Annotated in this window: 22 protein-coding genes; 7 read left to right on the top strand and 15 right to left on the bottom strand. The window is 71.7% G+C overall.

What is annotated here, in order from left to right; translation table 11 throughout:
• The first annotated feature begins 158 nt into the window (after positions 1 to 158).
• Entirely contained in the window at positions 159 to 1,517 is a 1,359-nt protein-coding gene (locus EJ357_RS12950; RefSeq protein ID WP_126391728.1) for a DUF2252 domain-containing protein, read from the top strand.
• Positions 1,518 to 1,794: 277 nt separating this feature from the next.
• Entirely contained in the window at positions 1,795 to 2,091 is a 297-nt protein-coding gene (locus EJ357_RS12945; RefSeq protein WP_126391726.1) for a hypothetical protein, read from the top strand.
• A 53-nt stretch (positions 2,092 to 2,144) separates the two neighbouring features.
• Here EJ357_RS12945 and pspAB read toward each other — a convergent pair whose 3' ends face one another.
• The 5 genes from pspAB to glnA all read right to left on the bottom strand — a co-directional run bounded on the left by pspAB (position 2,145) and on the right by glnA (position 7,091).
• A complete protein-coding gene (gene pspAB, locus EJ357_RS12940) occupies positions 2,145 to 2,732 on the bottom strand; it encodes a PspA-associated protein PspAB (RefSeq protein ID WP_126391724.1) in 588 nt (195 codons plus the stop codon).
• A gap of 2 nt (positions 2,733 to 2,734) precedes the next feature.
• Entirely contained in the window at positions 2,735 to 3,652 is a 918-nt protein-coding gene (gene htpX, locus EJ357_RS12935; RefSeq protein ID WP_126391722.1) for a zinc metalloprotease HtpX, read from the bottom strand.
• A 109-nt stretch (positions 3,653 to 3,761) separates the two neighbouring features.
• Entirely contained in the window at positions 3,762 to 4,937 is a 1,176-nt protein-coding gene (locus EJ357_RS12930; RefSeq protein ID WP_323377964.1) for a HEAT repeat domain-containing protein, read from the bottom strand.
• 329 nt (positions 4,938 to 5,266) lie between these two features.
• Entirely contained in the window at positions 5,267 to 5,536 is a 270-nt protein-coding gene (locus EJ357_RS12925; RefSeq protein WP_126391720.1) for an SCO2583/SCO2584 N-terminal domain-containing protein, read from the bottom strand.
• Positions 5,537 to 5,681: 145 nt separating this feature from the next.
• Entirely contained in the window at positions 5,682 to 7,091 is a 1,410-nt protein-coding gene (gene glnA / locus EJ357_RS12920; protein ID WP_126391718.1) for a type I glutamate--ammonia ligase, read from the bottom strand.
• A gap of 198 nt (positions 7,092 to 7,289) precedes the next feature.
• Between glnA and EJ357_RS12915 the strand changes: the two genes are divergently transcribed.
• On the top strand, positions 7,290 to 7,757 hold the full coding sequence (locus tag EJ357_RS12915; RefSeq protein ID WP_126391716.1) for an RDD family protein: 468 nt from the start codon (positions 7,290 to 7,292) through the stop codon (positions 7,755 to 7,757).
• 665 nt (positions 7,758 to 8,422) lie between these two features.
• On the opposite strand, the gene EJ357_RS12910 is transcribed toward EJ357_RS12915, so the two are convergent.
• The 4 genes from EJ357_RS12910 to lipB all read right to left on the bottom strand — a co-directional run bounded on the left by EJ357_RS12910 (position 8,423) and on the right by lipB (position 11,506).
• On the bottom strand, positions 8,423 to 9,124 hold the full coding sequence (locus tag EJ357_RS12910) for a DUF4191 domain-containing protein (RefSeq protein WP_126391714.1): 702 nt from the start codon (positions 9,122 to 9,124) through the stop codon (positions 8,423 to 8,425).
• Positions 9,125 to 9,180: 56 nt separating this feature from the next.
• Positions 9,181 to 9,381, bottom strand: a complete 201-nt coding sequence (locus tag EJ357_RS12905) for an SCO2195 family GlnR-regulated protein (RefSeq protein WP_093908068.1) — start codon at positions 9,379 to 9,381, stop codon at positions 9,181 to 9,183.
• 256 nt (positions 9,382 to 9,637) lie between these two features.
• Positions 9,638 to 10,603 carry a lipoyl synthase gene (lipA, locus tag EJ357_RS12900; RefSeq protein WP_126391713.1) on the bottom strand — a complete coding sequence of 322 codons (966 nt, stop codon included), beginning with the start codon at positions 10,601 to 10,603 and terminating at the stop codon, positions 9,638 to 9,640.
• Positions 10,604 to 10,708: 105 nt separating this feature from the next.
• Entirely contained in the window at positions 10,709 to 11,506 is a 798-nt protein-coding gene (lipB, locus tag EJ357_RS12895) for a lipoyl(octanoyl) transferase LipB (protein ID WP_126391711.1), read from the bottom strand.
• Positions 11,507 to 11,784: 278 nt separating this feature from the next.
• Between lipB and EJ357_RS12890 the strand changes: the two genes are divergently transcribed.
• Positions 11,785 to 13,224 (top strand): regulator, encoded by a 1,440-nt coding sequence (locus EJ357_RS12890; protein ID WP_126391709.1) that lies wholly within the window; start codon positions 11,785 to 11,787, stop codon positions 13,222 to 13,224.
• Positions 13,225 to 13,358: 134 nt separating this feature from the next.
• Here the strand turns inward: EJ357_RS12890 and EJ357_RS12885 are convergent, their stop codons facing one another.
• Both EJ357_RS12885 and EJ357_RS12880 read right to left on the bottom strand, forming a co-directional pair.
• Complete coding sequence (locus tag EJ357_RS12885) at positions 13,359 to 14,741, bottom strand: NAD(P)/FAD-dependent oxidoreductase (RefSeq protein ID WP_126391707.1); 1,383 nt, start codon at positions 14,739 to 14,741, stop codon at positions 13,359 to 13,361.
• A gap of 191 nt (positions 14,742 to 14,932) precedes the next feature.
• Positions 14,933 to 15,838, bottom strand: coding sequence for a TIGR01777 family oxidoreductase (locus EJ357_RS12880; protein ID WP_126391705.1), 906 nt, complete (start codon positions 15,836 to 15,838; stop codon positions 14,933 to 14,935).
• Between the two features lie 83 nt (positions 15,839 to 15,921).
• Between EJ357_RS12880 and EJ357_RS12875 the strand changes: the two genes are divergently transcribed.
• Complete coding sequence (locus tag EJ357_RS12875; RefSeq protein WP_126391703.1) at positions 15,922 to 16,422, top strand: GNAT family N-acetyltransferase; 501 nt, start codon at positions 15,922 to 15,924, stop codon at positions 16,420 to 16,422.
• 17 nt (positions 16,423 to 16,439) lie between these two features.
• Here EJ357_RS12875 and EJ357_RS12870 read toward each other — a convergent pair whose 3' ends face one another.
• The gene (locus tag EJ357_RS12870) at positions 16,440 to 17,624 is read right to left on the bottom strand and encodes a MarP family serine protease (protein ID WP_126391701.1); all 1,185 of its coding nucleotides are present in this window, start codon (positions 17,622 to 17,624) and stop codon (positions 16,440 to 16,442) included.
• Positions 17,625 to 18,165: 541 nt separating this feature from the next.
• Here EJ357_RS12870 and EJ357_RS12865 point away from each other — a divergent pair.
• A complete protein-coding gene (locus tag EJ357_RS12865) occupies positions 18,166 to 18,906 on the top strand; it encodes a peptidoglycan recognition protein family protein (RefSeq protein ID WP_126391699.1) in 741 nt (246 codons plus the stop codon).
• 46 nt (positions 18,907 to 18,952) lie between these two features.
• Here the strand turns inward: EJ357_RS12865 and EJ357_RS12860 are convergent, their stop codons facing one another.
• Positions 18,953 to 20,080 (bottom strand): lipid II:glycine glycyltransferase FemX, encoded by a 1,128-nt coding sequence (locus EJ357_RS12860; protein ID WP_126391698.1) that lies wholly within the window; start codon positions 20,078 to 20,080, stop codon positions 18,953 to 18,955.
• Between the two features lie 204 nt (positions 20,081 to 20,284).
• Here EJ357_RS12860 and EJ357_RS12855 point away from each other — a divergent pair, with 204 nt between their 5' ends.
• Complete coding sequence (locus EJ357_RS12855; protein WP_228473038.1) at positions 20,285 to 20,512, top strand: hypothetical protein; 228 nt, start codon at positions 20,285 to 20,287, stop codon at positions 20,510 to 20,512.
• A 3-nt stretch (positions 20,513 to 20,515) separates the two neighbouring features.
• Here EJ357_RS12855 and EJ357_RS12850 read toward each other — a convergent pair whose 3' ends face one another.
• Both EJ357_RS12850 and EJ357_RS12845 read right to left on the bottom strand, forming a co-directional pair.
• Complete coding sequence (locus EJ357_RS12850; RefSeq protein WP_126399412.1) at positions 20,516 to 21,043, bottom strand: DUF4240 domain-containing protein; 528 nt, start codon at positions 21,041 to 21,043, stop codon at positions 20,516 to 20,518.
• A gap of 56 nt (positions 21,044 to 21,099) precedes the next feature.
• Positions 21,100 to 22,074, bottom strand: a complete 975-nt coding sequence (locus EJ357_RS12845; protein ID WP_126391696.1) for a helix-turn-helix transcriptional regulator — start codon at positions 22,072 to 22,074, stop codon at positions 21,100 to 21,102.
• Between the last annotated feature and the right edge of the window lie 49 nt (positions 22,075 to 22,123).

The following is a 22,123-nucleotide window of genomic DNA, read 5'->3' as shown; positions in this document are numbered from 1 at the left end:
CGTACCCGGCATGCGCAGGCCCCCGTCCCGCCGTTCACTGCGATCAGGAGGTGGCGACCCGCGCGCGCGGGCGCGGCAGCGGGAGGCACGATGGCCAGCCAGGGCACGGACGGCATACGACGGCCTCCGCACGGGACGGCCGGACCCGGAGTCCTGTCATGACCGCCCCCGGCACCCTCGCCACCCCGGCCGACCGGGCCCTGCGCGGCAAGGCCGCCCGCACCCGCGTCCCCCGCTCCGCCCACGCCTCCTGGCTCCCCTCCGTCGACCGCCCCGACCCCGTCGCCGTACTCGAACGCCAGGGCCGCGACCGGCTGCCGGAGCTGCTGCCGATCAGGTACGGCCGGATGGCGGCGTCCCCCTTCGCCTTCCTGCGCGGCGCCGCCGCCGTGATGGCCGCCGATCTCGCCGCCGCCCCGCACACCGGACTCACCGTGCAACTGTGCGGCGACGCCCACCTGCTCAACTTCGGCCTGTACGCCTCCCCGGAACGCGCCCTCCTCTTCGACCTCAACGACTTCGACGAGACGTACCCCGGCCCGTTCGAGTGGGACGTCAAACGGCTCGCCGTCTCGGTCGCCGTGGCCGCCCGCGAGAACGGCCATCCGCAGGCCAAGGCCGCCCGCGCGGCCCAGGAGGCCGTGAGCGCGTACCGCACCGCGATCCGGCGGCTGGCCCGGCTCGGCGAGCTCGACGTCTGGTACACGCGCATCGACGCCGAGCAGCTCCTGCCCCTGGCCCGCTCCACCCGCCACCGCCGCCGTGCCGAGTCCAGCCTCGGCCGCGCCCGCCGCCGCACCAGCCTGCAGGCCTACGGCAAGCTCACCGAGATGGTCGACGGGCGCCGCCGGATCATCCAGGACCCGCCGCTCATCGAACCCGCGGGCACCTCCGACATGGCCTTCCTGCGCAAGATCTTCAGCGACTACCGCTCGACCCTCTCCGAGGAGCGCCGCCTCCTCCTCGACCGCTACCGCTTCGTCGACGCCGCCCGCAAGGTCGTCGGCGTCGGCAGCGTCGGACTGCGCTGCTTCATCGTGCTGCTCGCCGGACGGGACACCGACGACCCGCTGTTCCTGCAGATCAAGGAGGCACGGCAGTCCGTCCTGGAGGAGCATCTGCCCAGTGGGCCGTACGTCCACCACGGCCATCGCGTGGTCGCGGGCCAGCGGCTGTTGCAGGCCGCCGGCGACGTCTTCCTCGGCTGGATGTCGGGGCCGCAGGGCCGCGCCTTCTACTGGCGTCAGCTGCGCGACATGAAGGGCTCCGCGGACGTCGCCGCGATGGGTCCCGACGATCTCGTGTCCTACGCCCGCCTCTGCGGCACCGCCCTCGCCCGGGCCCACGCCCGCTCCGGCGACCGCATCGCCATCGCCGGCTACCTGGGCAACGCCGACACCTTCGACCGCGCGGTCACCGCCTTCGCCCTGTCCTACGCCGACCAGACCGCCACCGACCACGCCACGCTGGGCGCGGCCGTCGCGGCCGGGCTGATCAGCGCCGCCCCCGGGGTCTGACCGCTCACGGCACGGACGGCACATGCCGAACTGGCGTCCCGGGAAAAGGAGATGCACGCCCAGTGACCGGCTCCCTACCCTGGACACGCGTAACGGAGCTGCTCACGCCGCTTCCCGCAGGGCGGGGGTCACCCTGCGGACTCGGGGCTACTCTCTACGCACCGACGGACGGTCGCCCATCCCCCAGCGCCCTGTCGGGACATCGATCACCGCTCCAGATCCAGATTCAGACCCAGCTTCAGATCAAGATCCACACCCACGCTCACGGAGGCCCGTGATGGGCACCATCGTCTTGTCCGGGACTGTCGTCCTGGTGATCTTAGGATTCGGAAACCACCTCTACTGGCTGGCCGCCGTCGCCGTGCTGTTCCTGTACCTGCAGTACGGCCGGGACGCCTCCGCGTCGGGCGGGGGAGCCCCGGGAGCCGGGGGAGGGTCCTCCTCGGGAGGATCCATGCCCTCGGACTACCGGGCCTACCGCGACCGCCGTGACATGCAGGCCAAGTGGGAGCGCCGCTACCGCCGCGAGCGTCCCCTGGAGGCCCGTCGTCAGCAGCGCGAGAAGAGCAGCTGAGACGCCCTCCGGTGGTAACGCTCCGGTGGTGACCCGAGAGGGGGTGCCCACGGTCACAGGCCGGGGGCGCCCCACACCGGGAACCAGCGGTTGAGGTCCTGCTCGATCCGCAGGTCGTTCGCAAGGGCCGCCTTCACCCGCAGTTCGAGCGGGTTGTCGCGCCGTTCCGCCGTGCCGGGCAGGGGTGCGAAGGGATAGAAGGTGCCGCGCTTGTAGAGATAGACGAGGGCGAGCCGCCTGCCGTCCCGCTCGTCCTCGAACCCGGCCAGCGAGCACAGCAGCTGCGGCCCGAAGCCGTTGACCTCCATCGCGCTGTTCACCGCGTGCAGGTCGTTGACCAGCTCCGGCAACTGGTCCGGAGTGCGCCGGGAGACCAGCCACGAGTAGCCGTAGCCGTCCCGGGTCAGCTCCACCGGCCGGCCCTCGCGCTCGGCGTCCGCGTCGAGCAGCGCCTGGACCTCGCGGTGGGTCTGCTCGAAGGCCGCGCCCTCGACGGCGGCGAAGCACACCGCCCCGCTCCCCGTCGGCCGGAACCCGGCCGCCGCCTCCAGCGTCACCGCCGCCGACGGCAGCCCGAAGAGCTGGTCGAGATCGGGTGCGACCGGCTTCGTACGGCCGAGCAGAATGTCCAGCAGCCCCATGCTCACGCCCCTCCGGGTGCCGCGGCCTCGCCCAACTCGGCGGAGATCCGCCCCAGTTGTTCGAGCCGCTGCTCCAGGCTCGGGTGGGTCGAGAAGAGCTGCCCGATGCTGGGCCCGCGGCCCAGTGCCGGAGTGAAGTAGAAGGCGTTGAAGGCCTGGGCCGTGCGCAGGTCCTTGGTCGGGATCCGGGCGATGTCGCCGGAGACCTTGGTGAGCGCGGACGCCAGCACCGAGGGCCGTCCGGTGAGCAGCGCCGCGGCCCGGTCGGCGGCCAGCTCCCGGTATCGGGACAGGGCCCTGATCAGCAGGAAGCTGATCGCGTACACGGCCGCCGACACCCCCATCACGGCGGCGAAGACGACGGCGGTGTTCTGGTCCCGGCGCCCGCCGCCGAAGATCTGCGAATAGAAGGCGAACCGCACGATCAGCCCCGCGATCACACCGAGGAACGATGCGACCGTGATCACGGCGACGTCCTTGTGCGCCACATGCGACAGCTCGTGCGCGAGCACCCCCTCCAGCTCGTCCGGCTCCAGCCGCCGCAGCAGCCCCGTGGTCACGCAGACCACGGCATGATCGGGATTGCGCCCGGTGGCGAACGCGTTCGGCATCTCCATGTCGGACACGGCGACGACGGGCTTGGGCATGTCCGCGATGGCGCACAACCGGTCGACGACCCCGTGCAACTCGGGATACTCCTCCCGCTCCACGACCCGCCCGCGCATCGCGAACAGCGCGACCCGGTCCGAGAACCAGTACTGCGCCCCCAGCAGCCCCGCCGCCACGACCACGACCAGCACCCAGGACTTCAGCAACACGATCAACGCGGCGACGAACCCCACGTACAACAACCCGAGCAGAAACAGCGTGACCCCCATCCGGGCGGTCAACCGCCGGTCACTCCGGAAGCGGCTCCGCATCTCACACCACCCCGCGCACTCAGGCACTCGTCCCACTGCCCAGTGTGCATCGCCACCGCCCCATGAAGCGGTCCTGAAGGGCCCTAGGACAGGCAAAAGGTCCCGCGGCTCAGCTCGGGTGGCTCAGGCCGGCTTCCCACTTCTTCCGGCGCAGCACGTACTCGTCGAAGAGCCGTTCGCAGCGGTCGAGCAGTGCCGCCACCTCCGCCTCCCCGCGCGGTACGTCGGCCGACGGATGCCACCGCCGTACGGCCTGCTCGGCCCGGCCGCGCAGCTTCGGATCCGCGTCGTCCAGCAGCTCCACCGCCGCCCGCAGCGGCACGATCCCGGGCCCCGCGCACAGGAGCCGGAACGCGGCGACCCGCACATGCCGGGGCCACCGGACCCCGATGCGCTCCATCAGCCACTCCGAGGGCAACCGCCGCGCGGACGGCAGCAGCGAGACGGCCGTCTCGCCCACGACACCGGGGTCGGCGTCGTCCAGCAGCGGCCGCAGTCGCGCCACGTCCGACACGTCCAGCACTCGCAGGCCGGCCACCGCCCGCGCCCGCACCGCGGGCACCGGATGCGCGAGCAGCGGCCACAGCATCCCGGCGTCCGCACGCTCCCCGCACTCCGCGAGCCCGATGACGGCACCGGGCCGCAGCGCCGGATCGCCCGGGTCCGAGCACCAACCCCGGTACAGCGGCAGCGGATCGCCCCCGAGCCGACGGACGACATAGCGGGCACAGGCGCGCACCACCGCGGAGCGGTCGACCAGGAACCGCTCCGCCTCGGCGGCCCGCCCGACCCTCCTGAGCGCCGTGACACCGGCCGAGCGGGCCCGCGGATTGCGGGCGGCGAGCAGGGGCTGGAGCACGTCGTCGTCCGCGTCCGCCGGTACGGCCTTCAGCGCGGCCTCCGCACACAGCGTCTGGACGACGGCGTCGGTGTCCCGGGCGGCCGCGCGGGCCAGTTCCGCGGGGGAGAGGAGCCGTTCCTCGACGGCGAGGCGGTAGGCGAACCGGCGTACGGTGCGGTCGGCGGCGGCGCACAGCGGCACGAGCCGCTCGCCGGACACTCCCCGCAGCACCTCGCCGAGCAGTTCCACACCGAAGGCACCCCGCTCACGACGCCCCACGAGCAGGATCAGCGGCGCGAGCGCGACGGCGGTGTCCACGTCGAGGGCCGCGCGCAGCAACTCCCGGGCACCCGCACGGACGGGCTGCGCCCAGTCGGTGGCGCGGATGACGAGCAGCGGCAGGAGACCGGGGCACGCCCCCCGACCGGCGCACCGCCCGCTCACGGACACGGCCGTCCCGGTGGCAGAGGGCGAGCGCGAGCCGGGACTCGTCGAGCCCGGCGAGATCGGCGGGCAACGGAGCGACGCACTCCCACTCCGGCAACGCCTCCGGCCGGTACCAGGCCACCGTCCGCGCCCCTGCGTCCAGGGCGAGCCACTCCCCTGGATCGGCGACAGCGAGGGCATCCCCGAGCGACACACCCCCGGCCAGCCGAACCGCCACCACCTCGCCGCGCCTGATGTCCTCGCGCATGCCCCCACCCGCCCCTACCTGCCGTATCGGCTGATCGTAGGGCGCTCAGCGGGGGCCGGTCGCGCGAAATACGTCCCGGCTAATAGGACCCGCGGAAGTTGATGTACCCGAGCAGGACGATCACCGCCGCGACGCACCCCAGCACGATCACCGTGGAGATCCAGCCCGAGCGGCGGTGCCATCGTGCCACATGCTCGGGGTCGGCTCGGAAGGGCACCGGCCCCGGCGGGTTCTCCTTCCAGCGGGCGGCGAGCATACGGGCCCGGGCCGAGGGTTCCTTGTGCTCGGCGTTGTCCGCCCACTTCAGGTCGAACTCGCGCTCCTGGTCGTCCTGTTCGTGCTCCGGCATCCCGTCCACCCCCGTGTCGTCTCATCGGCAGAATAGAACATACGCCCGCGCCCCCGCTGTCGTTACGACAGCGGGGGCGCGGGCGTCATGCCTCGTTCGGATGCCGATCAGACGCCGGTCACGCGGCGGTCGGACCGGTCGCCGATCACACGTCGAAGTAGAGCTCGAACTCGTGCGGGTGCGGACGCAGCTGCAGCGGCGCGATCTCGTTCGTACGCTTGAAGTCGATCCACGTCTCGATCAGGTCCGGCGTGAAGACGTCGCCCTGGAGGAGGAACTCGTGGTCGGCCTCGAGGGAGTCGAGGACGGCCGGGAGGGAGGTCGGGACCTGCGCGACGTTCGCGTGCTCCTCGGGAGCCAGCTCGTAGAGGTCCTTGTCGATCGGCTCGGCCGGCTCGATCTTGTTCTTGATGCCGTCCAGGCCCGCGAGGAGGAGGGCCGAGAAGGCGAGGTACGGGTTGCCGGAGGAGTCGGGCGCGCGGAACTCGACGCGCTTGGCCTTCGGGTTGGAGCCCGTGATCGGGATACGCATCGCGGCGGAGCGGTTGCGCTGCGAGTACACCAGGTTGATCGGGGCCTCGAAGCCCGGCACCAGGCGGTGGTACGAGTTCACCGTCGGGTTGGTGAAGGCCAGCAGCGACGGGGCGTGGCGCAGGATGCCGCCGATGTAGTAGCGGGCGGTGTCCGACAGGCCCGCGTAGCCGGCCTCGTCGTAGAACAGCGGCTGGCCGCCGGTCCACAGCGACTGGTGCACGTGCATGCCCGAGCCGTTGTCACCGAAGATCGGCTTCGGCATGAAGGTCGCCGTCTTGCCGTTGCGCCAGGCGACGTTCTTCACGATGTACTTGAAGAGCTGCAGGTCGTCGGCGGCCGCGAGCAGCGTGTTGAACTTGTAGTTGATCTCGGCCTGGCCGGCGGTGCCCACCTCGTGGTGCTGGCGCTCGACCTTGAGGCCGGCGGCCTCAAGCTCCAGGGAGATCTCGGCACGCAGGTCGGCGAAGTGGTCGACCGGCGGGACCGGGAAGTAACCGCCCTTGTAGCGGACCTTGTAACCACGGTTGTCCTCGAGGGCACCGGTGTTCCAGGCGCCCGCCTCGGAGTCGATGTGGTAGAAGGACTCGTTCGACGACGTGGCGAAACGCACGCTGTCGAAGACGTAGAACTCGGCCTCGGGACCGAAGTAGGCGGTGTCCGCGATACCGGTCGACGCGAGGTAGGCCTCGGCCTTCTTCGCCACGTTGCGCGGGTCACGGGAGTACTGCTCGCCCGTGATCGGGTCGTGGATGAAGAAGTTGATGTTGAGCGTCTTGTCCCGGCGGAAGGGGTCCACCCGGGCCGTCGAGAGGTCGGCACGGAGCGCCATGTCGGACTCGTGGATCGCCTGGAAACCGCGGATCGACGATCCGTCGAAGGCGAGCTCCTCGTCCGGGTCGAACGCCTCGACGGGCACCGTGAAGTGCTGCATGACGCCCGGCAGGTCGCAGAACCGGACGTCGACGAACTTGACGTCCTCGTCCGCGATGAACTTCTTGGCCTCGTCGGCGTTCTGGAACATCCAGCTCCTCCTACTCCCGACCGTCCGCGCCGGGGTGGTAGTTCGTTCGTGCGGCCAGTGCGGTGGCACACGCTGTCCTCGACCCTAGGGACGGGTGATTTCTCAAGCGTGACCCATTTGTTTCGCCCACGTTAACCGGACATCCCGTACCGCACCCCACCTGTCCGTATCGCAAAACGCGCACAGTACCGTGGACGCGTGGACAAGAGGCAAGCAATCGGATCCTGGCTCTCGGGGCCCCGCGCGGCCGCCGAGGACGCCGGTGTCGACTTTGGATACCGAGGGGAACAGCTCGGTCTGCCGGAGGAGGGTCCGGGGTCGATCGCCCGCCCGGGACGCCGGCTCGGCGCACTCGCCGTCGACTGGGGTATCTGCGTCTTGATCGCATACGGTCTTATCACCGACGGTTACGGCCAGGCGACCAGCAACTGGGCCCTGCTCCTGTTCTTCCTGATGAGCGCCCTGACTGTCGGCACCATCGGGTTCACTCCGGGTAAGCGACTGTTCGGCCTGCGCGTGGTCGTCCTGGAGACCGGCACCGTGAACCCGCTGCGCGCCCTGCTGCGGACGGCCCTGCTGTGCGTCGCCGTCCCGGCCCTGATCTGGGACCGCGACGGCCGCGGACTGCACGACCGGCTGGCTCGGACCGTCGAGGTACGGATCTGACCGCTCCGACCCGCCTGTGATCCTGGGGCGGTCCTCTTCTTCACCTCGCTCCTCGTCCTGATCCGTGTCCCGTCCCGACGCGGTGTACGAGTACGCGTAGGCAACAACCCGTCCGCCGGACGGAGCCCACCACCGCCCGCGGTGCGGAGCCCACCCCCGCCGGGAACGGCGTTCCCTCCGGCCCAAGATCCTCGTCGGGGTCGCCATCGGTGCCCTCCTCGCCCTGGACCCGCTGTCCACGGGCCCCGCCGGTGACCGCAGCGGTATCGATCGGTTGGAGGCGATGAAGAGGCTGCCGCGCGCGTACCAGCCCGAACCGGCGCCGACGGTGGACGAGAAGACCCGCGCCCAGGTGGCCGACTGGACCGAGAACGGTGGCCGGAAGGCCCTCACAGGGCTGACGCGAGCTCTCGACAGACGCTCGTCCGACCTGACGGCCATGGTCGACAAGGGCCCGGACCGGTACGTGCCCGCCGTTCCCGCGGGCTACTGCCCGGCCCCGCGGAAGGCCCTGGTCGCCGCCGACGAGCAGCCACGTTATCCGGAGCCCGGAGGCCGGAAGTCCTGGGAGCATCACCCTCCGCGTCGTAGCCATCGAACGTCAACGGGCCGTTGTGGAATCCGTGGATTCCACAACGGCCCGTTCATGGCTGGGGGGGGGCGCCCTAGCGAGCCTTCGGCCCGCCCTTCGGCAGCTTCATGCCCTTCGGCATGGGCCCCTTCGGCAACGGCATGTTGCTCATCAGGTCGCCCATGGCCTTCAGCCGGTCGTTGGTGGCGGTCACCTGGGGACCGGTCAGCACGCGCGGCAGCTTCAGCATGGTGGTCCGCAGCTTCTGCAGCCCGACCTGGCCCTCGCCCGTGCCCACGATCAGGTCGTGCACCGGCACGTCCGCCACGATGCGGTTCATCTTCTTCTTCTCGGCGGCCAGCAGGCTCTTCACCCGGTTCGGGTTGCCCTCGGCGACCAGCACGATGCCGGCCTTGCCGACGGCCCGGTGGACCACGTCCTGGCTGCGGTTCATCGCCACCGCGGGGGTCGTCGTCCAGCCCCGGCCGATGTTGTCCAGCACGGCCGCGGCCGCGCCCGGCTGGCCCTCCATCTGCCCGAAGGCGGCCCGCTCGGCCCGGCGCCCGAACACGATCGCCGTCGCGAGGAAGGCGAGGAGCAGGCCCAGGATGCCGAGATAGATGGGGTGACCGATCAAGAAACCGATCGCGAGGAAGACACCGAAGGTGACGATTCCGACAGCCGCGAGTACAAGACCGATCTTCTTGTCGGCCCTGCGGGTCATCTTGTAGGTCAGAGCGATCTGCTTGAGTCGCCCGGGGTTCGCAGCGTCCGCTGCCGTGTCCTTCCTCGCCATGCCACGAAGTCTACGTGGCCCCGGGAGTGCCTACGACGGCAGTGCCTCGGGGAGGGTCAGGGGTGGACGGAGGTGGCCTGGTCCAGGACGCGCTGTGCCTCGACCCGGTCCTTGGCGCGACGGCGGTCCTCCAGCACGGACGTCCAGGCGTTGCGACGGGCGGTGCGCTGGCCGCTGCTCATCAGCAGCGACTCGACGGCACGGAGTGCAGTGGTGAACGACGGGATGGCGGTGGCGCGAACCGGCGCGGCCTGCATGGTGGAGGTCCCCCCTCGGGATGGCGGCTTTGGTGAGCGGTGTACGGGGTGTGCAACCAGCGTCACTGATTGGTGTTACCAGGGCGTGACCGACCGGTCAAACACCAATGAAGCCTTGATGCGCCGCCCGAAAAGTTTGACGCGGTCCTGATGGCCCCCCTATCTGCGGGGACGTCCAGGACCGCGTCAATCGGCGGCTACCGAGGGTTAGTTGCTTGTGCGCGGATTCACACGCGCATCGTGGCACTCCGTGCCATCAGACGGCCTGCGAGGCGACGTAGGAACCACGCTTCTCGACGGCCATCTGGTACAGCCGCCCGGCGCGGTACGAGGAGCGCACCAGCGGACCGGACATCACGCCGGAGAAGCCGATCTGCTCGGCCTCCTCCTTCAGCTCCACGAACTCCTGCGGCTTGACCCAGCGCTCCACGGGGTGGTGCCGGACGCTCGGGCGCAGGTACTGCGTGATGGTGATCAGCTCGCAGCCCGCGTCGTGCAGCTGCTTCAGCGCCTCGCTGACCTCCTCGCGGGTCTCGCCCATGCCGAGGATCAGGTTGGACTTGGTCACCAGGCCGTAGTCGCGGGCCTCGGTGATGACCTTCAGGGAGCGCTCGTAGCGGAAGCCGGGGCGGATGCGCTTGAAGATCCGGGGGACCGTCTCGACGTTGTGCGCGAAGACCTCGGGGCGGGAGGCGAAGACCTCCTCCAGCAGCTCCGGTACGGCGTTGAAGTCGGGGGCGAGCAGCTCGACCTTGGTGCGGCCGGCCTCGCGGGAGGCGGTCTGCTCGTGGATCTGGCGGACCGTCTCGGCGTACAGCCAGGCGCCGCCGTCCTCCAGGTCGTCGCGGGCGACGCCGGTGATGGTGGCGTAGTTCAGGTCCATGGTGACCACGGACTCGCCGACGCGGCGCGGCTCGTCGCGGTCGAGCGCCTCGGGCTTGCCGGTGTCGATCTGGCAGAAGTCGCAGCGCCGGGTGCACTGGTCGCCGCCGATGAGGAAGGTCGCCTCGCGGTCCTCCCAGCACTCGTAGATGTTGGGGCAGCCGGCTTCCTGGCAGACCGTGTGCAGGCCCTCGCTCTTCACCAGGCTCTGCATCTTGGTGTACTCGGGACCCATTTTCGCCCGGGTCTTGATCCACTCGGGCTTGCGCTCGATGGGGGTCTGGGCGTTCCTGACCTCCAGGCGCAGCATCTTGCGTCCGTCCGGTGAGACTGCGGACACGTCGGCTCCCTGTGCTTCGATTCGTCGGCGTACACCAGGGTACGCCCGTGCTTACTGAGCCCTGCCGTCAGGCCAACCCCGTCACCTCAGGGCTCATTCCCCGTCTCAGGCGGTCGCCTTCTCGATCTCCCGCGGCTTCAGGTCCGCGTTCTCCAGTACGTCCTTCAGGTGCCGCTCGACGACCGGCAGCACCTCGTCGATCGTGACGTCCCGGCCGAGCTCGGCCGCCAGCGAGGCGACCCCCGCGTCGCGGATCCCGCACGGGATGATCCGGTCGAACCACTTGTTGTCCGGGTTCACGTTCAGCGCGAAACCGTGCATGGTCACGCCCTTCGCGACCCGGATGCCGATCGCCGCGATCTTGCGGTCCTCACGCCGCTGGCCGGCGTTGGAGGGGGCGTACTCCGGGCCGTTCAGGCGCGGGTCGAACTCCTCGTCGGTGAGCCGGGGGTCGAAGTCCAGGGCCAGTCCGCCGACGGCGGGGCGCCGCTCCACCGGGTCGCCCAGGACCCACACACCGCTGCGGCCCTCGACGCGGCTCGTCTCCAGGCCGAACTCCGCGCAGGTGCGGATCAGGGCCTCCTCCAGGCGCCGTACGTGCGCCACGACGTCCACCGGGCGCGGGAGCTTCTGGATCGGGTAGCCCACCAGCTGACCCGGGCCGTGCCAGGTGATCTTGCCGCCGCGGTCCACGTCGACGACCGGCGTGCCGTCCAGGGGCCGCTCGTTGTCCGCCGTGCGCCGGCCCGCCGTGTAGACCGGGGGGTGTTCGAGCAGCAGGACCGTGTCGGGGATCTCGTCCTCGAACCGCGCCGCGTGCACCCGGCGCTGCTCGTCCCACGCCTCCTGGTACTCGACGGCGTCCGGGCCGAAGCCCATGCGGACGAACCGCAGTTCACTCACGGCAAGCCTCCCTCGAAGCCCTGGCAGGTCGTAAGGCACAAAGCGTGCCTACGCCACTGTACGACCGGCTCGTTCGGGTGAGGCCCTTCGGTCCGCGTCAGCCCAGTAGGGCAATCCTCACACGATCGGATGAATAGGCGGCGAAATGTGCGATCGACTGCTTACTCTCCGCTACATTCGCGCCGTTCGAGAGTCCAAAAGGGCTGCTCACCGGCAATCCGGGCACTCGATGGCCGTATGGCTTTGCGAGGCCCGAAAGGCAGGAGACCGCACCGCAGATGACGGAACGACCCGCGCAGCGCACTCCCAACCGACAGCTCGCCGCGCTCATCGCAGAAGCGGGATTCTCCAACGCGGGTCTCGCCCGCCGGGTGGACCAGCTCGGCCTCGAACACGGGCTTGATCTCAGATACGACAAGACATCGGTCACCCGCTGGCTGCGCGGGCAGCAGCCACGCGGTACGACCCCGGCCCTCATCGCCGAGGTCTTCACCCGCCGCCTGGGCCGCCGGCTCACCGCCCAGGACCTCGGCCTCGACGCCTGCGCCCCCGTGTACGCGGGGCTGGAGTTCGCCGCGACGCCCGAGGAGGCCGTCGACATCGTCAGCGGCCTGTGGCGCAAGGACTCCGGCAGCCACGCCGAGCTGCGCAAGATCGCCTTCACCCCGGCCGGGCTCGTGGTGCCCAGCCGGGACTGGCTCATCGGCCGCGCCGACGAGAAGGTCGCCCGCGGCGAGCCGATCGCCCGCATCCCGGCCCAGGGCCGCCCGGCCGCAGTACCGCGCCAGCGCGGCCAGGCCGAGCGCGGTCCCGGGCAGAAGGTCACCGGCGGCGACATCGCCGCGCTGCGCTCGGTCGGCGAGCTGTTCCGCTCCCTCGACGACATGTACGGCGGCGGCCACGCCCGGCAGGCCCTCGTGCGCTACCTGGAGCACGAGTGCGAGCCGATGCTGCGCGGCACCTACGGCGAGCAGACCGGCCGCAAGCTGTTCGCGGCCGCCGCGGACCTGACGAGGCTCGCGGGCTGGACCTCCTTCGACATCGCGGCGCACGGGCTCGCCCAGCGCTACTTCGTGCAGTCGCTGCGCCTCGCGCAGGCGGCGGGGGACCGGGCGTACGGCTCCTACGTCCTCGTCACCATGAGCCGCCAGGCCGTCTACCTCGGGCACGGCCGTGAGGCCGTCCAGCTCGCGCGGGTGGCCCAGCAGGGCGTGGGGACCAGCGCGCCCCCGGTTGTGCAAGCCCTGCTGCACGCGTGTGAGGCGCGCGGGCACGGCGTACTGGGCGAGGTGCGCGCCTGCACGGCCTCCCTGGTCCGCGCCGAGCGCGCACTCGAGGCCGCGCGCCCCGGCGACGACGTCCCGTACTGGGCGCGCTTCTTCGACGAGGCGCAGCTCGCCGACGAGTTCGGTCACTCCCACCGGGATCTGCAGCAGTTCCGCGCGGCGGCCCAGCACGCCGAGCGCTCCCTGCAGCTGCGTGCCCCCGCCTACGCCCGCAGCCGCCTCTTCTGCCGCGTGGTCCTCGCCTCCGCCCGGCTGGGCCTCGGCGAACTCGACCAGGCCTGCGCGCTCGGGGCGGAGGCGGCCGGCCAGGCCGCGGAGATGCGGTCGGTGCGGGCGATCGAGTACGTCAAGGACTTCGAGCGGAGGTTGGAGCCGTATCGGGACGCGGCGCCGGTGCGGGGGTATCGCGACAAGGTCGCGGCATTCGGGTAGACCGTAGGGGCATCGCCGTAACTTCGACCGGTTGTCTGCCCTGCGCGGGTTCGTTGTGGCTGGTCGCGCCCCCGCGGCGGAGCCGCACATCGGCACAGCCCCGCGCCCCTTTGGGGCGCGGGTGTCCGCGTCTTTCAAGCAGCTGCTCGTAACAGCTCTGCCCGGTGCAAGGAGCCTGCCGTCCCCAGGTCGGTGAGGATCGCTGAAGCCGCGCGGTGGGCCGAGTGCAGGGCGCCCTGGACCGTGCTGGTGTCGCGGTGGTCCCCGCACACGTACAGGCCCGCCAGCAGGCGTACCGGGCGGCGCAGGTCGTGTGGCGGGTGCATCGCCGGGACGGCCTCGGGGGTGTGGTGCACGGCGAGCGTCTCCCAGCGCGTCGTGGACGTGCCGTAGAGGCGGGACAGGTGCATCCGTACGGCCGTGTCGACGTCGGGCGGCGGTGTGCCCAGGACCGTCGAGGAGACCAGGGCCCGGCCCGCCGGCGCGCGGCTCGGGTCGACCTGGCTGATGACCGCCGTGTGCGCGACCGGACCGCCCCGGTCGGCGTCGAGCAGGAGCGAGGCGCCGGTCGCCGGCGGTTCGTCGGTCGTGTGGTGGACGACCGTCACCGGGTGGAAGTCCGGTACGCGCAGGCCCGGCAGCAGTTCGGCGGCGGTCCGCGCGTCCGTCGCCAGCAGGACCGCCCGGCACCGTATCTCGCCGTGCTCCGCGGTGGTCACCGACGTCGTGGCGACCGACGTGACCCGCACGCCGGTGTGCACGGTGCCCGGCGGCAACGCCTGCGCGAGCAGCTCCGGCAGTGCTTCGGCGCCGCCCTCGGGCACACACAGCCGGCCGCTCGCGAAGGAGCGCAGGGCGAGGTCCGCGCACCGGCTGGACGTCGTCAGTTCCGGGTCGCACAGCAACGCGGCCAGCAGCGGCCGCAGGAATCCGTCGATCGTGCGCGCGGGTACGCCCCGCGCCGCGAGGGCCTGCGCGGCCGGGGCCTCGGGGCGTGCCAGCAGTCGTTCGACGGGGGAGGAGGCGAGGCGGGCGAGCGCGGCGCCGAGCCGGGCCTGGTCGACGGCGGTGCCCAGCGGAGCGCCCGCGCGCACCCTCGGCACGGAGGTCTGCCCCGGTACGCCCCGCACGGACGCCGACCGAGGGGCGCTCGCCAGGGCGCGCACCGCGTGGAGTGCGCCCCTCGCGCGCCTGGCGCTTATCGGGTTGGCCAGCGCACCCGCGCGTTGCCGGCGCCCGTCGCTGTGCAGCAGTACACCCGGCGCGAAGGGGCGCAGCTCGAGTGCGTCGAGACCAGGTGTGAGACGTAGTTCGGGATACGACGTCGATAGGAGCTGGCCGATCCGGTCGAGCCGGAACCCGTCGATCTTCTCGGTCGACATGCGGCCGCCCGCGCACGGGGCTGCCTCCAGGACCGCGGTCGTTACTCCTGCGCTGGTCAGTCGATGCGCCGCGGAGAGTCCGGCGACCCCGGCTCCCACGATGACGACGTCCGCCTGGTACGCGGGCTCAAGCACGTGCCCCTCCTCGAGGTTGCGCGGCCGGTGGAGACGTCATGCCCCCAACAGGCTCCGGGGATACCCGAGTTCGGGACGAGGTTAGGGCCGTGATCGGTCAGGAACAGTCGCGCATCGGCAGAGCACGGTCGCACAGCGGTCGCATGCGGACACGGAGCGGGACCTTCCTTTACTCGGCTCCGGACCGCCCTTTACCCGGCCGCTGCCCGGATCGCCCCCTCGATCTCCGGGAAAGCGAAGGTGAACCCCGACTCCGACAACCGTGTGGGCAGCACCCGTTGGCTGCCGAGCACGTCCCCGGCCATCTCGCCGAGCACCGTCTGCAGCACCGGCGCCGGAACCGTGAAGAGCGTCGGCCGGCGCAGCACCCGGCCCATCGCCTCGGTGATCTCACGGTTCGTCAGCGGATGCGGAGCGGTCACATTGAACGGACCCGACAGGTCGTCCCGGTCGATGAGGTGCCGGATGGCGGCCACCTCGTCGTGCAGCGAGACGAAGGACCAGTACTGCCGGCCGTTCCCCATCCGTCCGCCGAGCCCGGCCTTGAACAGCGGGAACAGCCGCCCCCAGGCCCCGCCCTCGCGCGCCACCACCAGCCCCGTGCGCGTGAACACCGTCCGTACGCCCGCCTCCTGCGCGGGAGCCGCGGCGCCCTCCCAGTCCACCACCAGCGAGGGCAGGAAGCCCTCCCCGGGCGGCGCGCTCTCGTCGACGGGCCGCTCGCCGGTCTCGCCGTAGTAGCCGATCGCGCTGCCGTTGACGAAGACCCGCGGCCGCTCCTCGGGCGGCAGCGACGCCATGGCCTTCGCGAGCGCCGTCGTGCCCAGCACCCGGCCGGACCGCAGCTTCGTCTTGTACGCCTCCGTCCAGCGGCGCGAACCCACGTTCGCCCCGGCCAGATTGACCACCGCGTCGCACCCGGCGAGCCCCGCCGCGTCCACGGTCCCGCCCTCCGGATCCCACCGCACCTCGCCCTTGGACCCGGGGACGCGGCGCACGAGCCGCACCACTTCGTGCCCGTCGGCGCGCAGGGACCGGACCAGGGCGCTGCCGATGAGGCCGGAGGATCCCGCCACGGCGATTCTTGAATGTTCCATGATGTCATCCTGCCGCTGACCGCATAAAACCCCGGACAAGACCGCGCGTCAGGTTCCCGCGCCCGGGTCATAGGGTGGCGCTCATGCCCGAGTCCCGCCAGTCGCCGTACATACGCACCGCCCTGCCGGACGACGAGGAGGAGCTGTCCCTTCTCGACCGCCGCACCTGGTCGTACCTGCATTCGGTCATGCCGCAGCCGCGGCCGCCCTACCCGCCGTTCTTCGACGAACGCCACGCCCCCGCCGACCATCTCGTCGCCGAGCTCGACCGCCGCATCGTCGGCTATGTCCGCCTGGGCTTTCCCACCTCGCTCGCGGTCAACGCGCATGTGCGTCAGATCCAGGGGCTCGCCGTCGCCGACGAGGCGCGTGGCCTCGGTGTCGGGCGGGCCCTGATCCGCGCGGCCGTCGAGGAGGCCCGGCGCAGGGGCGCCCGCCGCATCACCCTGCGCGTCCTCGGCCACAACACGCCGGCCCGCAAGCTGTACGAGTCCGAGGGGTTCGTGGTGGAGGGGGTGCTGCCGGAGGAGTTCTTCCTCGGGGGTCAGTACGTGGACGACGTGATCATGGGGCAGGGGCTCTGACCTGAGGGGCCTGCTTGTCAGGACGTGACGAGATCCCCCGTGTCCACGGCTGCCGTCGCGGCGGCCGCGCGTTTCGCGTCGGCGGCGACCTCCGCCGCCGTCAGGACGTAGCCGGTCTCGGCGTCGGAGGTGGAGCGGGCGAAGACGACGCCGAACACCTCGCCGTCGGTGGTCAGCAGTGGGCCGCCGGAGTTGCCGGGGCGGACGGTGGAGCGGATCGAGTAGATCTCGCGGGTGACGGTGTCGTCGTTGTAGATGTTCTGGCCGGTCGCCCGGACGCGGTTCGCGACCGTCGCCGCCTGCAGGTTCAGGTCGCCGTCCTCCGGGTAGCCCGCGACGACGGCCGAGTCGCCGCGGTCGGCGTCGTCGTCGAAGCGCAGGACGGGGGCCCGCAGGTCGGGCACGTACAGCACCGCCACGTCCCGCTCCGGATCGAACAGCACCACCCGGGACTCGTACGACCGCCCGACGCCGCCGACCCGGACGCCGGGCTCGTCGATGCCGGCCACGACGTGGGCGTTGGTCATCACGTGCCGCGGGGCGTAGACGAAGCCGCTGCCCTCGCGGCCCTGGGTGCCCGAGGCGCCCTCGATCTTGACGGTGCTGCGCTTGGCGGCGTCCGTCGCGGCCGCCGTGACGCTGTCGCCGGTGGGCTTGGCGACCTCGGCCGTCGACTCGTTCTCGAAGGGGTTGAAGACCTGTGGGAAGCCCGCCTCGGTGAGCGCGGAGGTGGCTCGTGAGAACCAGGCGGGTGTCGTGTCCGGCATGGCGTCCTGCACGGTCCCCAGGAGGCGCGAGTCCCGGATCGCCGAGGTGAGCAGCGGGGAGGAGGACGCGGCGAGAACGCTCGCGGCCACCCACGCCACGATCAGCACGGCCACCGAGTTGGCCACGGCCCCGCCCACGCCGTCGGCCACCCTGAGCGGCCCCCGGTCCAGCTCCCGGCGCAGCCGCAGCGCCAGCCGCCCCGCCAGCTCGTGCACGACCACCGCCGGGACCAGCACCGTGAGCACCGCGGTCACGGTCGCCTGCGTCGTACCCGGTGTGACCAGGTCCATCATCCACGGCAGGATCCATACGCCGATCACCGCGCCGCCGACGAAGCCGGCCAGCGAGACGCAGCCGGCCACCAGTCCACGCCGGTAGCCGGACGCCGCGTAGGCCAGGATCACCAGCAACAACAGGATGTCGAGCAGGTCCACGGAGCCGCCTTTCTCTCGGACCCCTTAGTACGCGCGCGAGGCGCCTGTTGATCAGCACACGCGTGCGCGCCGCCCGGAACCGGCCACGCTGCGTGCACCTGGAGAAACGCCCCGGACCGGGACGATGGTTCCACCGGGTGGTACACCACACATCGCGGGCGGACCGGATCCGTCGGACAGTAGGACCATGCGTGTCTTCCGACGGGTCACCCGACGGGTCTTCCGGAGAACACGGGGGAGACGAAGACCACGTGCCGTACGAATACCTTGGGCTGCGCCGACACGGGGGGTGACGGGGGCACGGGGTGGCGCGGTGGGGGCCGAGGGGGCGGGGGAGGGTGCGCGCGGGCCGGGAGCCGGGCGTGTGGAGGCAGAGAGGGTGGAGCGCGAGGCGGGGGCTGCCGGGGCTGGGAGAGGCAGAGGCTCGCAAGCGCCGGGGGAAGAGCCCGCCGTGCGGGTCGGCCGATGCCCCCGAACCCAGGGCCTCCGAACGCGCCGCCTCCCATCCCTCACCGGCCGCCCCGTCCCCGCCCCCTTCCTCGTGCTCCTCGGCTGTCTCCCGGGTCTCGCCGCCGTTCTCGCGCTGGTGCTGTGTGCGAGTGGGGTCGAGCGGACGGATGTGGCGGCCGGGCGGGGCGTCGTGGCCCGGCAGACCGCCTCGTACCAGGCGCCCCGGCCGGACATCGTGCCGAGGTCGGCCTGGCTGGACGAGGACACCAGGCACGCCCAGCCGCCCCCGCGCTACGACGACAAGGTCGTCGCCGTCTTCGTCCACCACACCGACTCGCCCAACGGCTACGACTGCGCCGACTCGCCCCGCATCATCCGCTACCTGTACGCCGGCCAGACCGGCTTCCGCAATTGGGACGACATCGGCTACAACTTCCTCGTCGACCGCTGCGGCACCATCTACGAGGGCCGTGCGGGCGGCGTCGACCGGGCCGTCACCGGCGCCCACACCCAGGGCTTCAACCACCGCACCACCGGCATCGCCGCCCTCGGCACCTTCACGGCAGGCGTCGCCGTCCCGAAGGCGATGACCGAGGCGATCGCGGCGCTCGCCGCCTGGAAGCTGGGGCTCTCCCACACCGACCCGCGCGCGGAAGTACGCCTGACCTCCAGCAACAGCTTCAGCCGCTACGCCTCCGGCACCACCGCCACGCTCCCCGCCCTGGCCGGCCACGACGACGGCTACATGACCAGCTGCCCCGGCGCCGCCCTCACCGCCCGCCTCCCCGAGATCCGGCAACTGGCGGCACACCTGCAGGGCAGAACCACGTGACGGAGAGCAGAAGCCCGTACGCCCCGACCCCCGTCGCCCCGTCACGTCACCGACGCCCGAGATAGACCCCCAACGCCCGCTGCAACACCTTCCCCTGGCTCCCCACCGGCAGCTCCCACTCCCCGAGGTACTCCACCGCCCGGCCGCCCGTTCCCGTCTTGAAGCGCAGGCGTCCCAGCAGGCGGTCCTCGGTGAGGGAAGGGGTGATGGAGCGCAGGTCGTACGTCTCGGCGCCCGCCGCCCGGGCGTCGAGCAGCATGCGCCACAACAGGGCGCTGCTGGGCCGCAGTTGCCGTCCCCGGCGGCCGGACGCGGCGTAGGAGTGCCAGACGCGGGAGCCGACGTTGATCATGAGGGCGGCGGAGAGCACCTCACCGTCGTACTCGGCGAGATAGAGCCGCAGCCGGTCGTCGTCCTCGGCGTTCAGCGCCTTCCACATGCGCCCGAAGTACTCCGGCGGGCGGGCCTTGAAGCCGTCGTGGGCGGCCGTCGCGGTGTACAGGCGGTAGAACTCCGGCAGGTCCGCCGCCGAGCCCCAGGAGACCCGGACGCCCGCCGCCTCGGCCGTACGGAGCGACTGCTCCCAGTGCGGGGCGAGAGCGCCGCGCAGCTCGTCCACCGAGCGGCCCGCCAACGGGATCTCGCAGCCGTAGCGCGGCTGACCGAGCCCGAAACCGCTCCCGTCGTCCTCCGCGCACCGCCGCCACCCGAGCCGCCGCAGCCGCTCGGCGACATCCAGCGCGTATCCGTCGATGCCGGCCGCCGGCAGATCGCGCAGATGACGTACGCCGGGGTCGGTGATGCCCGCCGCTACGGTGGCCGCGTCCCAGTGCCGTACGACGAGGGGCGGCCCGATCCGGACCGAGAACGCCCCGATCCGTCTCAGGTGGGCGACGAGCGGGTCCAGCCAGTCCTCCAGGCGGGGAGCACGCCAGTCGATCGCGGGTCCGTCGGGGAGGTAGGCGAGATAGCGCCGGGTCCCGGGCAGCGGCCGGTACAGCACCAGCGCCGTCGCGATCATCTCCTCGCCGTCGAACCAGCCGACGCTCTCCGGCAGCCAGTCCGGCTTCACGTCACCCCACTCGGGGATCTGGAGATGGCTCGCGTCGGGATACCGCCGCAGCTGGGCGAGGTGTTCCGCGCGCGGTATCTCCCGCACGAACAGGCTGGTCATGGGCAGGGTGCTCCTGGTCGGGGCGGCCACCGTAAACCGGGGATCACCGCACTGGTCAAGAGTTCACGGGTGAACGGCGGCCGACGGACACCGGAACTCCGCGTGTGCCCGGCTGTCCTCACAGGTTTCTCGTAGCCGACTCAAGGATCCCCCCGAGGCAGCCTTCCTATCGTCATGCACACGCACTGACCGGAGGTGGGGATCATGAGCAGCAGTGGTGACAACCGCAGGGGCAAGGGCAGGGGCATGAGCAGCGCGCGCGTCTGGACGGTGGTCTGCGCGGTCGCGACCGTCGTCCTGGGCCCGGCCGCCGTCACGGCGTCCGCGCTCGACCAGGCCAACAAGGCGCCGATGTACCACGCCGTGAAGGCCGACCAGGCCCAGGCGTACATCCCGTCGGAGCCGAACCGCAGGCGGGCCGCCGTGGCCTGAGGGTCAGGCGCGTCCGTTCTTGAACCGTTCCCAGAGCCTGGGCAACCGTTCCGCCAGCGCCCGTTCGTTCTCGAAGTCCACCGGCGTGCCCACCGGTTCCGGGGGCGCGGGCGGGATGCCGAGGTCGGGGGCGACCGTGCCGGTGAGCTGTTCGTAGGCCTCGTCGGCCGCGTAGCCGAGTTCCTCCGCGTCGCCGTCGAACTCCTCGTCGAAGTCGTCCAGCAGGTCGGCGAGCGAGTCGGGGTCGTGCACCCCGCCCTCGTACACCTCGCGGCCCTGGCCGATCAGCCAGCACCGGAAGAAGTCGAACGCGTCGTCGCTGGCCCCGTCCAGCAGGACCCAGGCGGCGGCCCAGAGGTCCCAGGTGTACCCGCGGTTGTAGCGGGCCTCGAAGTGACGGGCGAAGTCCAGGACCATCTCCGGGTCCAGCGCCAGGAGCCGGTCCACCAGCAGGTCGGCCTGCTCCTCGGGGTCGCCCTCGGCGGTCTCCCGGGTCCCGTCGATCAGCTCCCAGAACTCCGTCTCGTCCATCACGGGTCAAGCATCGGTCCTGAAGGGGTGGGGCGCACGTGGAGTGCAGCGGATTGTTATGTCCCGTACAGGCGGCCCAGTCGTATCGCGTCGTCGGTGAAACGCGCCCGCAGACCCGGCGGAGCCAGCACTTCCACTTCCGGACCGAGCCCCGCGAGCTGCGTGTGGGCGACCTCCTCGGACTCCACGGGGAGCGTCACCGTCAGCCGGCCGTCCTCGTCCGGGTCGCCCGCGGCCGCGAGGGCCTCCCGCGCCGAGGCGGGATCGACGGCGTACGGAAGTCTTCGTGCCCCGGCCGCGGACAGCCGGACGACCACCTCGGTCCGCAGGATCGACCTCGCGAACTGCTCGGCCCGCTCCTCCCAGAAGCCGGGCAGGTCGAATTCCTCGTCCCGCACGAAGCGGTCGTCGCAAGCCTCCACCGCCGTGAACCGGTCGATCCGGTACACCCGGAAGGAATCGTGCCGGGCGACTCGCGCGCACACGTACCAGACGCCCGCCTTGAGCACGAGGCCGTACGGCTCCAGCTCCCGCTCCACCTCGGCCTCCCGGCTGAGGTAGCGCGCGGTGATCAGGCGGTCGTCCCAGACCGCTTCGGCGACGGCGGGCAGCAGCTCGGGGGCCTTGGGCTGGGTGAACCAGTTCGGGGCGTCCAGGTGGAAGCGCTGCGCGGCCGTACGGGAGGCGTCCCGCAACGACGGCAGCAGGGCCGCCGACACCTTCAGCCGGGCCGCGGAGGCCGCGTCCTCCAGGCCCATCTCCCGCAGCGCCCCCGGCACACCGGACAGGAACAGGGCCTCGGCCTCGCCGCGTGCCAGCCCGGTCAGCCGGGTGCGGTACCCGCCGATGAGCCGGTACCCGCCGGCCCGCCCCCGGTCCGCGTACACCGGAACCCCGGCCTCGGACAGCGCCTGGGCGTCCCGCGTGACGGTCCGCTCGGAGACCTCCAGCTCGCGGGCGAGTTCGGCGGCGGTCATGACGGGCCGGGACTGCAGGAGCAGCACCATCTTGATGAGCCGGGCAGCACGCATACGGCCATCATGCCGGGGCCCACTGACAACGAAGGGGTACGGCGGTCGC

The organism is Streptomyces cyaneochromogenes (assembly GCF_003963535.1).
GTDB lineage: Bacteria > Actinomycetota > Actinomycetes > Streptomycetales > Streptomycetaceae > Streptomyces > Streptomyces shaanxiensis.
This window is presented reverse-complemented; position numbering and strand designations above follow the sequence as displayed.

Coding starts and splice junctions, on each gene's coding strand:
- EJ357_RS12950 (WP_126391728.1), top strand. CDS start 159: ATGACCGCCCCCGGCACCCTCGCCACCCCGGCCGACCGGGCCCTGCGC.
- EJ357_RS12945 (WP_126391726.1), top strand. CDS start 1,795: ATGGGCACCATCGTCTTGTCCGGGACTGTCGTCCTGGTGATCTTAGGA.
- pspAB (WP_126391724.1), bottom strand. CDS start 2,732: ATGGGGCTGCTGGACATTCTGCTCGGCCGTACGAAGCCGGTCGCACCC.
- htpX (WP_126391722.1), bottom strand. CDS start 3,652: ATGCGGAGCCGCTTCCGGAGTGACCGGCGGTTGACCGCCCGGATGGGG.
- EJ357_RS12925 (WP_126391720.1), bottom strand. CDS start 5,536: ATGCCGGAGCACGAACAGGACGACCAGGAGCGCGAGTTCGACCTGAAG.
- glnA (WP_126391718.1), bottom strand. CDS start 7,091: ATGTTCCAGAACGCCGACGAGGCCAAGAAGTTCATCGCGGACGAGGAC.
- EJ357_RS12910 (WP_126391714.1), bottom strand. CDS start 9,124: ATGGCGAGGAAGGACACGGCAGCGGACGCTGCGAACCCCGGGCGACTC.
- EJ357_RS12905 (WP_093908068.1), bottom strand. CDS start 9,381: ATGCAGGCCGCGCCGGTTCGCGCCACCGCCATCCCGTCGTTCACCACT.
- EJ357_RS12890 (WP_126391709.1), top strand. CDS start 11,785: ATGACGGAACGACCCGCGCAGCGCACTCCCAACCGACAGCTCGCCGCG.
- EJ357_RS12880 (WP_126391705.1), bottom strand. CDS start 15,838: ATGGAACATTCAAGAATCGCCGTGGCGGGATCCTCCGGCCTCATCGGC.
- EJ357_RS12875 (WP_126391703.1), top strand. CDS start 15,922: ATGCCCGAGTCCCGCCAGTCGCCGTACATACGCACCGCCCTGCCGGAC.
- EJ357_RS12860 (WP_126391698.1), bottom strand. CDS start 20,080: ATGACCAGCCTGTTCGTGCGGGAGATACCGCGCGCGGAACACCTCGCC.
- EJ357_RS12855 (WP_228473038.1), top strand. CDS start 20,285: ATGAGCAGCAGTGGTGACAACCGCAGGGGCAAGGGCAGGGGCATGAGC.
- EJ357_RS12850 (WP_126399412.1), bottom strand. CDS start 21,043: ATGGACGAGACGGAGTTCTGGGAGCTGATCGACGGGACCCGGGAGACC.
- EJ357_RS12845 (WP_126391696.1), bottom strand. CDS start 22,074: ATGCGTGCTGCCCGGCTCATCAAGATGGTGCTGCTCCTGCAGTCCCGG.